Origin of the sequence: Vibrio nigripulchritudo (assembly GCF_027924785.1) — a bacterium.
Lineage (GTDB): Bacteria > Pseudomonadota > Gammaproteobacteria > Enterobacterales > Vibrionaceae > Vibrio > Vibrio nigripulchritudo.
The window spans coordinates 102879-118956 of sequence record NZ_AP027051.1; the positions used below are offsets into that span (position 1 = coordinate 102879).

The following is a 16078-nucleotide window of genomic DNA, read 5'->3' on the forward strand; positions in this document are numbered from 1 at the left end:
TTATGGACGATGATCATCACTTTCTGAGTCAACGATCTCATTTTATGCACGCGCAGACCGGGATAATGTGAGGAACATGCGTAGACCATTGCACCGAAACGGGATGTTATCATCCCATCAGAGCGTTCTAAAGACTGGGATACTTGCCGTGATCATCAAAATAGTCGACGGCTTCCAGATACCAATGCAATTGATGTCTGGAAAGCCGATACTCATAGTCGGCGACGAAACCAAGACGATCGTGGTGCTGAGTATGAATGATGGCACCATCGCCGCAGAGAGACTCAGACACAATGACTTCCCGGTTAGGATCATGAGCAGCATCGTTCCCGAACGCAATAGGTTCGCCAGCAAAGCCAACCCGGCAGTACACGGAAAGAATAGTCTGTTGATAGAGAGCCTGCGCCAGTGCCATCACCGCGCTCTCGGTCATCTCGCCCGACTCAGACAGAGCAAAGACACGATCATTCCATTCACGGTAATCCAATAAAAAGGCATCGACCAGCTCACTGGGGCTTCGAAATTGTCGTTTGGGTTTCATCGGGGTTCTGGTAATCCATCGATTAACGGAGTGAAGGCGTCGTTCGGAAGTACTCGGTACTCTGTCCTCCACCAAAACGATATTTTGAGTGGTACAAAGCCAAGCCGTCATCGCTGAAAATATGGATATACAGCTCGGTCACAAATGGAAGTTGCTTGATGGTAAACCAGACGCCATCAACATATTTGGTTGTGTATTTTTCAACACCAAAGCCCCCGTATTGTTTACACACTTCACCCAACACAAAGGCGCATTCACCCGCTTTGTGAAGAATCTTGTTGTCGCGGTTGGAATAGCGCACGCCGTTAGCAACTCTGATGACGTTCTTGTGGATCACATTTCCCTGACAGTCATAGCGCGAGATATGGTAAGCACCCTGCTCAATTTTCGTAATTTTTGACGGGCAGCTTTCCCAGTGAGCATGGCTCATGGTGTACGTATAGCCAACGGGCAATGTTGGAACCCAATGTTCTCTTTTTTCAGGGCTGAGCAATCGCCCTTCATTCTCTTTGAGGATCCTGACGGCGGTATCAGTCAATGTGTATGAAGGAAGACGAGGGTCGCCGAAATGTACCTCCTTATTTGGGGTCAGGGCGCACCCAACAAGCGCAAGGGACAACAAAAACACCTTGGAGATTTGAGACAAAGTGAGTGTCGCAGACATGATTTCTACTCCGTTTTAAAAGGGCGTCAAGAATAAGTCTTTCGATCACCGTCTGACAAATTGTATTTGTGGGAAATGTTAGGCAGTGCAAATCAATGCACTCAACCGAGAAAACGAAGCAAAGTGAATTCTCTAGGTAGGCATAAAGCCACTGCAAATCTGGTTGCAGTGAACCTTGAAAAAAAGGGAGAATAGCCCCTTAACTGGGGAGCAGGAAAAGGGAAAGGCTCAGTGAGTGAACCACAAAAGACAGCCGATTATTGTGTCATTCCCCCTACTCCTCCACGTAATGAAAAGTAATTAGGCAACATCCAGCTACACATCAGCGAGACATAAAATGGCGGTTGCTCAGGCTGAGCATTGACAAGTTTCGATGCATTTAAAGGCTGATGCACCCCATTTTTCTCTTAGATATAGAGCCAACTCAATCCAATGAGTATACAGTCGCCGCCTTTAATGACGAGCTTTATTTATACAAGAGAAGTTCTGACAATCGTGTCTTCGGAATTAAACATTGAGCGGTAATCGATCATGCCTTTGTCATGACAGAAGACAAGAAAAGAGACTATGGTTCACCATCTAAGTATTTATCCACTTTGCTGTCCACGCTGACTTTCAGTTGCTCGCGAATATCCAGCGCATCATGTCTGTTCTGACGCATACTTTCATCATCGAACGTCTGAGTGTGGGTCAGGTTCAGGACTCCCGCAATGCGACGAGCCAGCCGATAGTTTTCTTCGAGTAAGGCGCGATTTGACGGTCGCTTGTCGTCTTCTTCATCTAACACAATTCTCAGGGCCAGCTCCAGAAGTTGCCGACTGACATCCGCATCACTTTCTCCTTCGCGTTGCTGATAAGCACGAAAGTCTCGTTCGAGCTTTCCTTTCAGAGGAGTTTGCAATACAAAGCTACGAGCCATAGAAAATCTCCTCAGTCAGAGCAAGATGGGAGGAAAAGAAAGCCAACTACAGGCGTATTAATATTATGACTACAATCGTATTAAATGGAGTACATTAATACACCACAGCCCTTATTTTTAAAGGGCTTAATACAGAGTTAATACATTACTATAATTTTGTATTAACGCCATTTTGGCTCGATAAGTGTCAACTCAGAAAAAATGACCTTGCCTCTTCTTACCATTTATCCCTATGATTTTATTGAGATTCGACGAGCCCAATCAGAAATTAAATTCATTTATGAATTTAGCGTGGGGTGTCCTACTCTTTTAAAACACATAACCCCGCGCCATTATCCAACTTCAGCGAAGGCAAATGAGGAGAAAGCCAGGGGATATGAGGGAAAACAGCCTAGTGGCGTTTGAACCGTTCACGCGTTAGGAGGGTAGAGAAAGACCGGAATGACCGCCAGTCTTCACCTACCGTAGTAAACAGCTTTTACTTTTTGTATGTATCGCGTGCGTGCAGCCTGGCTATTCGAAGAAAATCCTGCGTTGTAAGCACCGACACTATTCCAGTTGTACCCATGTGATGCAAAATTTTCACTCAGGACCCAGGCACCTAGGTGCACGTTGAAACATGGGTCCAAAACATTCTTCTCATTAACGCCAAACGCTGCCAGCTTGGGAAACCATTGTGAGTTAATTTGCATCAATCCATAGTCCTTGCTGATGATGTGACCATGGGTATTTCGATTCTCATTGATAGCATTTGCATCAAGGCTACTTTCGACTTTCGCGATGGCAAAGAGCAAATGAGGATCGACGTCGTAATATTTTCCTGCGGCTTCAAAACAAAAAGCACCGCATATCGCAGGAGTAAACGCAAACGAACCTGACAAAAGAGCGAACCAATGATCATTCATAATTGCCTCTTCGTTTGAATTCAAAGCTACAGATGAAATAAATGAAGCTAGCTCCCGCCACAACAACCATGCTTAAGGAGCTCACACTACAATCGTTCAACTCACAAAAGACATCAAAAAATGATGCGCTTTGCTGGCCTGGTTGACCGCCTTAAAGAGGTAAGTTTTATCCTCTTTAAGGCAGGATAACCAATGCGCCAGATAGCTCTCATGCTGTACGTCACCAGCAACACCAAGATCGGCCATTAAAAACGCGCATCCAAGCTCTGCAATTAATTCCTCGTAAGCATACTCCGCCGATCCAAACTTTCCTCTTATTGGTCTATCCAATCGGGATTGAGCTCCACTCCAATGCACAAGTTCATGTAAGGCCGTCGCATAATAATCACAATCACGCTCGAACCGACTGCGTTCAGGCAAAAAGATGACGTCCTGTGAAGGTCGGTAAAATGCATGATGACCCTGCAGGACGATTTTTGCTTGAGAACGGCGTAAGAGTATTTCTGCAGCACCGTTTGAGCAACATTGAGTTTGCTCTTCAGCATCACTTTCAAAATCTACGCCATCGATTTGATCAGCATTGTAAACCGTGGCCGAGCTAGAATACGTCATAGTTTGGCCATCTTCGTCTTCCCTAGATTTGAAGATCAAGACCTTCACACCTTTCTCGGAACGTCTGACATGACCGTTCAGTGTTTTGGCTTGTAGGTAGGTTAGCCAATAACGAGAAGAGAACCCGCGTTCCTGTCCATGTTGCCAGAGAACCAAGACATTGGTCCCTTGATAAGGTTTTCTGGTGACGTAGTTAGCCGGCAAGATTAACGGGGCTTCATCATTCCAGGGGCACACCCACGGTTTAACACCACGCTCTAATGACTGAACGATTTTTCGGGTGACATCTTGGTAAACGTTGCTGTTCATACATCCTCCTCATTGCCCAAAATGAAGACATAAGGCAGTATCCAGTCACTTAGCATTTTGGTGGATTCTGTGTTGTCGTGTGAACGGATAAGCGAGGCATAATCGAGATCTTTGCGACGAAAAAACCGCCCCGCTTCTCCGCAGGCTTCATACACGGTCTGGCACTGAGGAGAAGAGTGTTTGATATAGCCATCAATTTGCTTCTGGCACTCGATCAATCTGAGCAATTTATTGTAGGTACAGACATGAAATGGACAGGTCACAACGTCTTTTCCGACCAGCAAGTCAACATCCACGGAGAATGCCAGTGGGGCTTGTATATCCGCACGAACGTAGTAAAAGTGACCATGTGAGCCAGCATTCGCAGACACACAAGATAACACCGCCTCCTCAACCGAACTGGCAGGATGGAAAAAAGTGAGTTTGCGTATAATCAGTCCCCCTATACCCTGGGGCTGGACAGCAATGATTTTATGGGAATCAAGCGGTTTCATGACACACCTCCCCTACCCTTAAGGAAGCTTTCGCTTTTAACACATCATTTTTGGAGGAGCTTTCGCGGTCAAGCTGCGAGTAGCTTGTCGAGGTTGTCGCTGTAGAGGACCTTAGTGTTGAGTGTCGTATAGTCATAAGATTTCTCCTTTCGTAATGACCATCACTTCCGTTATCGCTTGGCTGTCCGAACGGCGCTCAGGTTGGGTATGACAAGGGCGCAAGGCGGCGAAGCGAACCCTTGCCATACCTGTTCTGAGAGTCGAAGGTTAATCAGCTAAGGCGATTCGGAGTGATGGTCAGAAAGGACTATCGATAAACGACAACAACAGTTAGGTCCTCTTAGCGATAACCTTGAAATGACTGGAGGAACGGAAGTCACTAACGCGTCAGGGATTGGGTAACTGGAACTTGGAGACGCCTCAAGCTTGCTTGAGAATGCGGCTCCTGTTCGCGTTACGAGAGAATCGAAAAGCCCGGTCGAAGAGACGCCCAGAGAAATGCTTGGAGAAGCAAGTAGTGAAGGAAAGAGTTAGAACGACATAAGGCACTTCAGGAAAACGAAATGAGCAGCCCTGTTTCATGCTCAGTGACAGTTCACATACAGAAAAAATAGTGACGCTGTCACATAGCTTTCTATGATTCCTTTAGAGACATCTTGCCCTACCCTTAATCTCACTGGCAATATCAACCCCAAATCAAAAAGCATGATTCTATCGCGATGGGCAAAGAGAAACGTCAGTGTCTCATGAAAGAGGGAGACATGAAGTCAGCGCCTCTCTGAACATAACGTTTCACTTACGTACGAATGTTATGGGTTATGAACAATAACAATGATGCGAAAAGATGACATTGCCGAACGACCATCAAGATACATCACTCGTTCATGAACAATGCTCAGGCTGGGCATTGACAAAAAACGTCGATAAATAAACACAAACGGGCATAGTGCCGAACCGTTCATGAGGGCCATAAGGACGCGAAGGTCAGTCCGTGCTCAGCCTGGACATTGACAAAAATCCTGCTTGTAGTCAGACCCATCTTATTAGAGACGGAAGGAAATGCGACCACGTGAGATCGGATATCCTGCCCATTGCCCCTATAGGTATCTCTTAAAAGGTTGACAGCAGATTTCAACAACCAGTCACATTAATTTAAGTGACCGAATAGACAACAATCAGAGGTAACCAAGTCACCTTTCATGAACACCTAATCCGGTAGACCAAAATCAACAGATTTGATGAACGACCACTGATAACCGGAGACACGACCATCATCTAGGACTGACATAGAACGATTTCCATTCTTAATGTCGATGCCTGAGAGAGATCTTATTGGCAGACATTAAGCTCAAACGACCACCTAGCATATCATTCAGAACATGCTTTCCTTAATAACGTTCAATGCAACGCCCAACCTGAGCATTGACAAACTACGTCATTAAGAAACACACACAGCGGCTACTGTGATACCCATTAGACCTTGTATGGCATTAAAACAGTCAAATCACATTTGTTAAAAATCGAAGGCTGCTCAACTGTCGACAGGTAAGCTCAACACTCGACCAGCTAACCTCACAGAGACGGATCAGAAGAGCAATGCTCAGCCTGAGCATTGACAAAAGAGTCATGAGAACAGGTCAAAAAACACCACGATATTGGGACAGTCACCTCATCATTGCCCAATGACAACATGCCAGGGTATAGACGATATTCTCGTTACCTGAGCTCTTACAAAAGGAACATAAATTTTCTCTGCCTTTCTTTATGTCAGTTACTCGTGCCAAGTGTGGTTGTAACGAAATCCAGAAAGACTTTTACTCGCTCGGGCTGCCAATCGCCTCCGCGGTAAAGAGCATGTAGCGGATACTTTAGCGCCGTGAATCCGACGTCTAGCTTTTGCAGTAAGCCCTTTTTCACATACCGTGCTGCAATGATATCAGGTATATAGCTTGCACCTATCGCCGAGAGCGTTAGCTGACGGAGCAACCGTGGACTATTACTTTTTAAAACGGCATGCACGGCTAGATTGCGATCATTGTCCTGACCAAACGAATGGTCCACAGGCCAACGAGCGTTGGCGTGGAGGTTGCTATCAATAAGGCAAGGCAGTTGGGTTAGCTCCATACCATCACCGTATTGCTTTGCTAATAGAGGCGCAGCATACACTGAGCTCTGAAGAGACACTATCTTACGATAGTTAAAACTTGAGTCATCAAGTTGACCGGCGCGAAAGGCAATATCAATGCCGTGTTCTACCAAATCAAGCTTTTGATTGGTGACGATGATATCAATCTGAATGTCTGGATAACACGAGTGAAACTCAGGAATCATCGGGCTTAACATCTCTTCAGCAAAACCTTGAGAAGCAGTAATGCGCAAAGAGCCAGATGCACTCATATTAGCGGAGTGTATTTGACTGTGCAGTTGGTCAAATCTCGTCAGAACCTGCTGTGCTTGAAGGTAGTACTCGTGACCGGATTGATTGACTGAAAGCTTGCGGGTAGTACGATGAAAAAGCTTCACACCGAGTTGCGCCTCAACCAGGTTTACGTATTTGGAAGTCAGGGACTTCGAAATACCTAGACGCTCTGACGCAGCGGTGAAAGAACCTGTCTCTACGACAGCGACAACTGTCCTCATTCCATCGATAGTGTCCATATATTGTCAACAAGCTGGAAATTATCTTTTCATATTAACTGGGTTTTTCTTCTCCGCAAGTTGTTCTTAAATTGAAAGCCGTCAAACAACGAGGAGAAGACAATGTTGAAACTGTATTGGCATCCGATCTCAGGTCACGCCCATCGAGCACATATGTTATTGAGCATGCTCGATTTGGAATTCAAACTCATCACCATCGACCTGAAAGCTGGGGAACAACAGACACCGGATTTTTTGGCTCTTAATCCGTTCGGTCAGATCCCGGTATTAGTCGATGGTGACATCATCATTTCTGATTCAAACGCTATCTTAGTATATCTTGCTACCGCTTATGACAAAGAACAAAGATGGCTTCCTGACTCGCCCTTAATGCGGGCACACATCGAACAATTTCTTTCCCTCGCCGCCAATCGGTTAGCGGGTTCTATTTCAAAACTACGCGCCGCAAATTTGTTCAATCGCCGTATAGACACCAAGCCATCGATGGAAGAAGCACATAAGCTACTCAAACAACTCCAAAGCCATCAGAGCGGTCGTCAATGGATGGTTGGTAAAGAGCCAACCATCGCTGACTTGGCGCTTTACAGTTACATCAAGATAGCACCAGAAGGCGGTGTAAGTTTAACGGACTATCCTGCGTTGGAAGCGTGGCTAAAAAGAGTTGAATCGCTACCTGGCTTTGTTGCGATGTCACTTTCCAACGTAGGATTAAGGGGCTAAATGGCTAACAGTTAACGTGGCAATGCGACGAATGGAACACAAAAGCCCTGGACTCCTCTGCTTCAAACAAGGGTCAATCAGTCGGTCCCTGTATTTAGCAATACCAGAAATGATGACAAGGCAAAGAAAGTAGGGAATGTTCAGAACGGTGGATCCATCAAGTGCTGACGGAACAATGCTACAAAACTCACACAACTCATCACTTATTACGACGGTAACATCAAGCTTATCAACGGACTTATTTCAATTGTGATGAGTATTGCTCAGGCTGGGCATTGACAAAAAATATGGGATAACACACGAGTCAATCAAGAAGGCATACCTTCAGAAGCGGAGTGTAGTGAAGGAAGTTTATGACAGTTCTCATTTCCGTAACCTAACTCAAAAGAATCCAAAACGAACGCTTTATGGGGTAGATAACCACAACTCTCGTGCTCCGGCTTCTTAAGGGTTCAACATAATGCTCAGCCTGAACGTTGACAGAAGAGAGTACAGTATGGCTACAAAAAGATCCTTTTCTTATTGAGTTACGAAGAGGCAAAATTAAAATCTAAGACCAGCAATTTACGAAGCCCAACATACCAAATCCACTAAAATGGATGATAACATTTCAATGGGATTTCACTTTACATTCTAAAATAAATAAAAAAGTTACAGTGTAACTAATAAATAAACTATAATTCCCCATCAAAGGATAAGGGGAGGGGAGTTCACGCTTTTCGAGATGGGGAAAGTCATACAATGCATTAAACGTGTATTTATTCTCGTCATGCCCAGACTGAGCATTGACAAAAAATGAACAGCTCTAGAGCAGTGATCTTTCGGTCCTTAGTATTTTATCAAAATTCTCGACATGGCTCAGTCGACGTGAAGAATCAAATCATAGTGAAGGTAATTTTCTCGTCCGGACCTTAAGCAATGAACAAATAGGGCAGGGTGACCAAAACGCTGAATCGCTTTTACATCAGGTGGTTGATTCTCCTGGTTTTACCAAACTCAAGAGGCGTTAGATCAAAAGATTCATTTACCCGTCCAGTCGATTTTCGCCATATCACCGGCGCTCTTGTTATTGGTTACTTTTTAAGTTTTACCAAATTTCAGAGATATTACATCACGCTAATCATTTCACATGGAAAATATTTTTTCATTATTTTTCATAAATTTAAACAATGTCATCATGAGTACCTCAGCTAGTTTTACCAATTAACCATAATATAAGATCATGACTTACAACACGGATTTCCGGTGATTATGATGTGTCGGCAACGTGACCAGAACCCCACCAACGCTAGGTTTTACCAAAAAGCCCCGACGATAGATCAAGACTTACATTTCAAAAATCTCATACTGAGATCCATGCCAATTAATAAAAATCGTGAGGACGCCTGGCAAAAATAAAACTTAAGGCTTAGTTAAGGGTTACTTAGGTTTCACCAAGATGAGTAAAATATAGATCAACCTACACAATGCGAAACAACAAAAGCTCTTTCCTCATATCTACCTGTTATTTAAACAAATAATCCCTAAACAATACGTTTAGTACACCTTAAAAAAACTAAGTTTTACCAACTATAGCTTTCAGACATCAAGGAAAGTGTTCCACTATCGATGCGTATGGCACCTTGGGTAGTGTAGGAATAAATGATCGATCAACAGTTTTGCTTAATTTAGAGAATGACTAATTGTCCTCATTCATCCACTAGGACAGCCTCCGGAGAGAGTGTTCTGATTCAATGTGCATTGCAAAACAAATGATCGATCATAGTTTTACCATTTTTTAATCCAATGACATCAAGGAGAACAACGCCATGGGACAATTGTAATATTCGACCAAGAATGAGGAGTGAATAGTAAGAAGACCATACTCACTAATCGGGTTTTACCAAAACCAAAAAAATCACATCATGAACAGCATTTCAAAACACTTATACTGTCGACGGCAGCGACATTAGGAAAGAGTAGATGTGAATTATCATCCAACTCAAGTTTGCATCAAATTGGAAAATACACAATAGCCCGAAAAGAATGCGGAGATGTATAAAAATGAGAACAATAAAATCGTTGTTAGATCATATGAGTAGCCGGAGAAAAACAGAGAAGGCATCAATCGCAAGATTAATATCTTCTCATTTATAATCAGAGTATTAACAACATAACATGGCAAATGAAGTCATAAAAATTAGTTTTACATCGCCCATTACACACCGGTCATAAATCATTCCGAATGAAGCGGAATAGAAGCTTGTCAGAAGAAATGATCGATCAACGGTTTTACCACCGCAAAGGCCATCAAATCAAAGGCAACACTACAGATTAAGACACACTATATCTCATAAAAGTGCAATGTGAATAAAATGATCGATCGGGGGTTTTACCATTATTTTACCCAATCACATCACAACATACATCACACCTTGAGAGACAATGTAGGACACATAACATCAGCTTTTTTATAATACTCTCAAATGATCGATCAACAGTTTTACCATTTTAACGGCTGATGTGATCAACGAAATCATTGCAGTCTGGCACCCGTAATCATTTGATTTAAGTAGGTGAGAGATGCACGGTCATATGATCGATCAATGAAGAGGGGAAAATCGGCAGATGGACGCGAAGCGTTCGAGGAAGCAGAGCCTAAGCTGATGACTATCGTTTTATCGATGAACAATTGCGATATTTATGACGACTGGATGGTGGGTTATTGCGCTTGTTAGCACTGAGTTACTCTCGCAGGCAATTGTAATATACAGAATAGGGTTTATCTAAAAAAGCTAGGGTTGCATCAGAGTAGACATTGATTTCAAGAGCAGGGTTAGCGAAGAATCATCTCATCAGGGAAAAGAGGGATACACCAAAAATTGCCATATCGTGTCAAATGAGTAAATGAAATAAGAAAGTAAAAACTACATGAGAACCATAACGTTATTGGTTAGAAAGAAAATGTTGTGCTTGGTTGTACCAAAAACGGAAGTGTCACACCGGGTAAAGCAGCGCATAAAGAGGTTCAGTACAAACCGGGTAAATCAAATCACGTCAAAGCGGTTTTACCAAGTTTTAAACTTTAGCGTCACTCAGGACATTGATCAGTCGTTCTAATAAACCATCAGTCTCCTTTCAAAAGGAGCAAGTATGTCACTGATAGGAGGTGATTTTTCAACCAAAAGCCATGATCATTTACCGTTGTCTGTAAAATGTAAGTGATCAATGTCTCAAAAATAACTCAAAGTTTACACTACGCACAATAATATAACTAATTGATAAATATGAAATATTTCTACTTATGCAGATAAACCTAATGACCGATCAATGTTCATTTTTGGAAAAACAAACTGTGCATATACTGTGCATACCCTGTTATTAAGCTGTTTATTTCAATGGTATTACAAATGATCGATCAATACAGGTGAAAAGATCGATCAGGGGTAAAAAAAAGATCGATCAAGTCTGACAAGTTAAGTTATCCACATCCATTTTATGGAATGTGAGTCAAATGATCGATCAATTCTCCTAGAGTTTATAAACTAAAAAGAACCACACCATTTCAAAGAGTTAATCGTTACGATGTACGATGTCACGCAAATGATCGATCTAGTAAATTGACAAAAGGCAAGAATATTGAAGTGCAACGTGTATCAATAACTATCAATGAAGATCAAAAAGAAAAATGAATAATAATAAAAATAGAATGTGATAAATAACGGAAGCAAGATTTTGGTCAATTTGAGCTAGCCCAAAAATTCAGTATGATTTGGTTACATTAGAAATGTATCCACTAAGAAAACCAACATGACGATAGAGTTGACAGACATTGTATCTGAAGAAGATCTCAGCTTTACAAAGATTGCTCGTTTTACAATCTTTGTCTTTGATGGGACTGAACAAGATAAACTGTATAAAGGTGTTACAGACCTTAAATCGTCGTTTAGCCCAGCTCAAATATCATGTATATACCACTTATTACTTGAATCTAATCAAGGTCCTATACTAAAACTCAATGACTTCTGTAAGAGTCGTGTGGAGAGTGAAGGTGTATCCGTTAACTCTACTAGAAGACATATTAAAGAACTGGTTGAGTTAAAAGTGCTGATTAGGGATGAAGTCACCATTAATGGTGAGTTGAAGTCCAGCAGTTCTGCTTACAGACTCAACACAATGCACAATATTCATTTGTCTATAATGGAGAAGAAACAGAGTAAGGGCAAACAAGGAAACAACAAGGCTCAAAGAGAAAGCACAAGTCGTGCACTTAATGCCATGGGATACACCAAAAAAGACCTGGCATATCGTTCCTATCTGTCCGCTGGGTATCTCATACCGAAAGATGTGGTCCCTACTGAGTATCAAGCATTGGCTCCGGCAAAGCGCAGTAGTAAAAACTTTCGTAAAATTGATTTTATGGAAAATGGCTTTGAGTACCGGATTGAAGCAAAAGCCCATGATCACATAGTGACTCAGCCTGCGCTCCTTCAATTGTATGCTTTGATAAACCTTGCCATCAGTTACAACGCAAAAATGTTGTCTACAGGTAAGATTGAGACTCCCTTTCAGAACAAAGCGTTTCCTGCTCACTATCTGGATATTTTACACCTGAGAGGGCAAAAAGACTCTGGTCAGGCGAGACAAAGGGTCTTAAAACAGATTACGGAACTAAGGGAAACGCAATATCGTTGGGTAAACTTGCAACCTAATAGTTATGACCACAATATGCCCAGCTGGATGCAGGGATACTTCAGTACCAGTGATTTCCAATATATCGTAAAGCTGGAAACCAACAGCACTGTTGCCCCCAAAATTAGTGCAGAAAGCAAAGAGACGGAAACGAGCCCTGTTCTGTATTTTATTACGTTTCATGATGACATTATTGAAAAAATTGCGAACGCAGACATATTTTTTTCAATTCCATGGCGCATAGCACAAAGCCAACCACTCATTTTCAGCTTCTATATGACGCTTCGGAAAAAGCAGGTCTCGATGGAGAGCATATTGCTGACTGAGTTGAGAGAGATGATGGCGTTTGCCGGTACGATCCACAAGTTGAGAGACGACTTGGAAATGGAGCTGAACACATTTTACTCCGAAACCAAAGAAAACGCTTACAGCTACAACTTATGTGGTTACTACATTAAATTTAATGAAAACCAGGTTGGCGAATGGGTGGTGAATATCTATTGCGATATTGAGGAAATGGTCAGAGAATCCGGTGCGACGTACAAGAGTCCAAAGTCGGCACCAACGCTACCAAATCCATTAAAGACACATTCCAAAAAAGCCATGACTGTAGAAGAAATGACGTTCAATACTTCTCTTGAACAGTTGATGGCGTATATCAATACTCGATTAGTTATCCCACATACCAAGAGGTATAAGCTATACAAAATCATTAAAGTGGGAGACAAGCAAATTGTCATCAGCGGTTACACAACGGATTCAGAACTTGAGATCATGGCCGAATTCATGGCTGATGAGTTAAATATCCAGTTATTGCTGGCGAGGCTTTGCCTGATGGAATTCAGAAAGCAATTCCAATTGGTCGGTTATAAAGGGCAGATGGTCTCTGTTGAACAGTTTCAGCATTTGTTTCAGCGTTTGAAATCTGATGGCATCTTAACGCGTCCAGAATTCCAGCAGCACAACAATGACCTAATCGCGTTTTTGGAAATCGTAAAATCTTTTCGTCGGCAGAAGTTTGAATGCTGGCTTCAGGGTCAATATGAATTATTGATCTCGTTAATATTGCAGACACTGGAATCGTAAAGCGTGTGAGGTTTGTTTTCAAATATGACAGCCAAAAGAATGGAGTCGTTACGGCGAAAGAGGGGAGCAGGTTACGCAGGCGCCCAAAACAGAAGAGCACCTGCAGCTGTCAATCACTCTTTGGTATGTTTGGCCAGAACCGCTTCGACCGCACGATCGAGATCTTCTTGTACAGCGCTTGAAAGACGACCAAATTCGTAGCTGAAAGTACGTCCCCGAACTTTCTTTCTAGCAAACATTCCTTTGGACTGAAAGTTAGCCAGATTAGTAGTCTTGGTATCTGATGTCGCTTTTCGCGTGCTCTTTTTCGCCATTTTCAACTGACGTTCAATTATTTGAATAATAAGATCTTTTTTCTCATCGTGAGGGAGATCTAAGTGGTTTTCTTCGATCTCACTGATCACGACATCTAGAAAAGCCAGTAAGGCTGGTTCGGACTGCTCGCTGAACCTCGTCATTACCGCATCCAGAACGGTGTAGTCGGTGTGTGATAAGGCATTCACCACAGGGAAGAGTGAGATGAGACGTTCATCAATACTGTCGGCACGAAGCGCACGGCCGACCGCAGCACGGCTGATGTTCATATGGTTGGCAACTTCTGTTTGAGTCATTCCGTGTGCCTTCATCAATGAGCGACACTGGCGCCCAATTTCCCTTTGGTTATGCTCGCGAGCAGATTGTAACTGTTTCGCAAGCCCTTTTGCGTCAGACGCAGAAATAGGGGACTTTGTAACCATGAGTCTGAACGTTTTGATTTTTCCTTTCCGCAGAAGAAACCAGGCTCGACGCCGTGAGCCATCAAGAACGTCGATATTTCCATCCACAACTCGTCCAACAGCGGGATAATATTGTTGATGTTCGAGAGAGTTTAAGTCTTCCAGAGATTCGGGAGTCAAGAGAGACTGGTCCCGACCGTTGATATCAAATGTAACAAAAGTCTCATCGCGGACCTGTTCGTAAGACAGGGTCAGCTCATCGAAAACGGCAGTTTCTCCGGATTGCAGTGTCCACTCAGTAGATTGCCCGACCGTATGGACGCCAAATTTCTGAGCAAGAAACTCGGCAGTATTCACTCCTGACTTCGCCATTTCTTCGGCGAGCTGTTGGGTCAAAGAATCGATGTTAGCTTTGGCAGCTGACTGCAGGGCTTCTTTTGCGCCGGGTGCATTTCCTAACGGGGTGCCCCCTCTTTTTTTAGCCATTATGATTGCTCCTGTTCGCGCCAAACATTCAAGATGTCACGCAAAATCTGGCTCGTGACTTCGTAACTATTTTGGTGAGCACTGTGAAATGTAGATTTGCTTTTTGGGTATTCACTTTTGGACATGTCGAAGACGGTCGACAACAATGAAGAAGACTGGCGAATGGCTTCACTGTGTTTAAATTCTTTAGAATACAAGTAAGGGGCAAAGTGATCGTAAAGACTGTTCATCAATTCTGTGGTTGTAGAACTGTCACGGTGGTTCGTCAGCAGTATTTTCATGAACTGATAACCAGGATGCTTAGCGTTTGCCAAGAGTGCCCAGATCTGAGGAATATAGCTGAAGTAAGAACAGGTAGCGTCAATATCATTTTCGGTAACGGAGAGCGGAAAAACGACGCTGGTCGCGGCATAGTATGCGTTATAAGTCGCGTAGCCCAATGAAGGAGGGGTATCGATGATAATGATATCAAACTCATCTTTCACGGCTTCAAGCACATCATGCAAAATGGAATAAGGAGAGGGGAGGGCGTTATTAAAAACCTGCTCGTGGAACCAACCTTCAATGGCCCTGTCCGTCTGGGAAGCGGGTAAAACACGAAGGTTCGGGATCGTTGTTGGGAGGAAAGCATCAGAAACGGCACTTTCAAATGTTTCGCCATCCTCGAGGTCGAAATTACGCATGATCAAATCGCCCACGGATAGGTTGCCTTCTTGCTCGGCTTCCGGAGCATAGTACATTGACAACGTAGCTTGACCATCCATATCGATAAGACCGATTCGGTACTCTTGATGGAATTCGGTTGCAAGACCGGAGGCAACAGTGGCTGCGGATACCGTTTTTCCGACCCCACCTTTTTGGTTTTGAATCACAATGATTTGAGTATTTTGTTTCGAACTTCTTTGAAACTTAACTTCCTTACGCAGATTGTCTGGCAGCAAATCTCGGACTTGGTACATTTCCTCAATATCCAGTGACCATTGTGAGTCTTCGTGCCGACGTGGATCAATACCTGTGGCGTTCACATATTTGTCTAATGTCTTGCCATCAATTCCCAGGTAGGTGGCCGACTCAGCTCGCGTGAAATTTCGCAACTCTTTACGGTGGTTAGCAAGCAACCGCTGATTTCGGCGTTTGATGTAGGCGTCAGCCCCCTCTTTGAGTGACTGGAAAGTTTGGGTTGTCTGATGCGTATCCATTTTATTCTCCGAGCTGAAACTAAATTTAGTATATCCGTTAAAATTTGAGGTTGGAAGCAAAAAGTGATGGAAGAGTAGGTTTTTGACTGTACACTTGA

Annotated in this window: 12 protein-coding genes; 3 read left to right on the forward strand and 9 right to left on the reverse strand. The window is 43.2% G+C overall.

Annotated features, from left to right (window positions below):
- Positions 1-127 precede the first annotated feature (127 nt).
- The 7 genes from QMG91_RS28555 to QMG91_RS28585 form a co-directional block, all read right to left on the reverse strand.
- Entirely contained in the window at positions 128-541 is a 414-nt protein-coding gene (locus QMG91_RS28555) for a hypothetical protein (protein WP_022593124.1), read from the reverse strand.
- Positions 542-563: 22 nt separating this feature from the next.
- Positions 564-1205: a hypothetical protein gene (locus QMG91_RS28560; protein WP_022593123.1), complete on the reverse strand. Its 642-nt coding sequence runs from the start codon at positions 1203-1205 to the stop codon at positions 564-566.
- Positions 1206-1770: 565 nt separating this feature from the next.
- On the reverse strand, positions 1771-2124 hold the full coding sequence (locus tag QMG91_RS28565; protein WP_281832839.1) for a hypothetical protein: 354 nt from the start codon (positions 2122-2124) through the stop codon (positions 1771-1773).
- A gap of 455 nt (positions 2125-2579) precedes the next feature.
- The gene (locus QMG91_RS28570) at positions 2580-3029 is read right to left on the reverse strand and encodes a lytic transglycosylase domain-containing protein (protein WP_281832842.1); all 450 of its coding nucleotides are present in this window, start codon (positions 3027-3029) and stop codon (positions 2580-2582) included.
- Between the two features lie 96 nt (positions 3030-3125).
- Entirely contained in the window at positions 3126-3950 is an 825-nt protein-coding gene (locus QMG91_RS28575) for an ArdC family protein (protein ID WP_281832845.1), read from the reverse strand.
- Positions 3947-4444 (reverse strand): hypothetical protein, encoded by a 498-nt coding sequence (locus QMG91_RS28580; protein ID WP_281832848.1) that lies wholly within the window; start codon positions 4442-4444, stop codon positions 3947-3949. Before QMG91_RS28580 ends, QMG91_RS28575 begins: the two co-directional genes overlap by 4 nt.
- Before the next feature lie 1767 nt (positions 4445-6211).
- Positions 6212-7102 (reverse strand): LysR family transcriptional regulator, encoded by an 891-nt coding sequence (locus QMG91_RS28585; RefSeq protein WP_022593117.1) that lies wholly within the window; start codon positions 7100-7102, stop codon positions 6212-6214.
- 102 nt (positions 7103-7204) lie between these two features.
- Between QMG91_RS28585 and QMG91_RS28590 the strand changes: the two genes are divergently transcribed.
- From QMG91_RS28590 to QMG91_RS28600, 3 genes are all read left to right on the forward strand, one after another.
- Positions 7205-7822 (forward strand): glutathione S-transferase family protein, encoded by a 618-nt coding sequence (locus QMG91_RS28590; protein ID WP_281832853.1) that lies wholly within the window; start codon positions 7205-7207, stop codon positions 7820-7822.
- A 2585-nt stretch (positions 7823-10407) separates the two neighbouring features.
- Positions 10408-10539, forward strand: coding sequence for a hypothetical protein (locus QMG91_RS28595; protein ID WP_263405503.1), 132 nt, complete (start codon positions 10408-10410; stop codon positions 10537-10539).
- A gap of 1072 nt (positions 10540-11611) precedes the next feature.
- Positions 11612-13579 carry a replication initiator protein RctB domain-containing protein gene (locus tag QMG91_RS28600; protein WP_281832858.1) on the forward strand — a complete coding sequence of 656 codons (1968 nt, stop codon included), beginning with the start codon at positions 11612-11614 and terminating at the stop codon, positions 13577-13579.
- 113 nt (positions 13580-13692) lie between these two features.
- On the opposite strand, the gene QMG91_RS28605 is transcribed toward QMG91_RS28600, so the two are convergent.
- Positions 13693-14781 (reverse strand): ParB family protein, encoded by a 1089-nt coding sequence (locus tag QMG91_RS28605; RefSeq protein WP_281832861.1) that lies wholly within the window; start codon positions 14779-14781, stop codon positions 13693-13695.
- Positions 14781-15980, reverse strand: a complete 1200-nt coding sequence (locus QMG91_RS28610; RefSeq protein WP_022593113.1) for a ParA family protein — start codon at positions 15978-15980, stop codon at positions 14781-14783. The genes QMG91_RS28605 and QMG91_RS28610 overlap by 1 nt, the downstream gene beginning before the upstream one ends.
- Between the last annotated feature and the right edge of the window lie 98 nt (positions 15981-16078).

Bases quoted from the DNA above. Each gene is read 5' to 3' on its own strand.
- QMG91_RS28555 (WP_022593124.1), bottom strand. From the start codon at position 541: ATGAAACCCAAACGACAATTTCGAAGCCCCAGTGAGCTGGTCGATGCC.
- QMG91_RS28560 (WP_022593123.1), bottom strand. From the start codon at position 1,205: ATGTCTGCGACACTCACTTTGTCTCAAATCTCCAAGGTGTTTTTGTTG.
- QMG91_RS28565 (WP_281832839.1), bottom strand. From the start codon at position 2,124: ATGGCTCGTAGCTTTGTATTGCAAACTCCTCTGAAAGGAAAGCTCGAA.
- QMG91_RS28570 (WP_281832842.1), bottom strand. From the start codon at position 3,029: ATGAATGATCATTGGTTCGCTCTTTTGTCAGGTTCGTTTGCGTTTACT.
- QMG91_RS28575 (WP_281832845.1), bottom strand. From the start codon at position 3,950: ATGAACAGCAACGTTTACCAAGATGTCACCCGAAAAATCGTTCAGTCA.
- QMG91_RS28580 (WP_281832848.1), bottom strand. From the start codon at position 4,444: ATGAAACCGCTTGATTCCCATAAAATCATTGCTGTCCAGCCCCAGGGT.
- QMG91_RS28585 (WP_022593117.1), bottom strand. From the start codon at position 7,102: ATGGACACTATCGATGGAATGAGGACAGTTGTCGCTGTCGTAGAGACA.
- QMG91_RS28590 (WP_281832853.1), top strand. From the start codon at position 7,205: ATGTTGAAACTGTATTGGCATCCGATCTCAGGTCACGCCCATCGAGCA.
- QMG91_RS28595 (WP_263405503.1), top strand. From the start codon at position 10,408: ATGAAGAGGGGAAAATCGGCAGATGGACGCGAAGCGTTCGAGGAAGCA.
- QMG91_RS28600 (WP_281832858.1), top strand. From the start codon at position 11,612: ATGACGATAGAGTTGACAGACATTGTATCTGAAGAAGATCTCAGCTTT.
- QMG91_RS28605 (WP_281832861.1), bottom strand. From the start codon at position 14,781: ATGGCTAAAAAAAGAGGGGGCACCCCGTTAGGAAATGCACCCGGCGCA.
- QMG91_RS28610 (WP_022593113.1), bottom strand. From the start codon at position 15,980: ATGGATACGCATCAGACAACCCAAACTTTCCAGTCACTCAAAGAGGGG.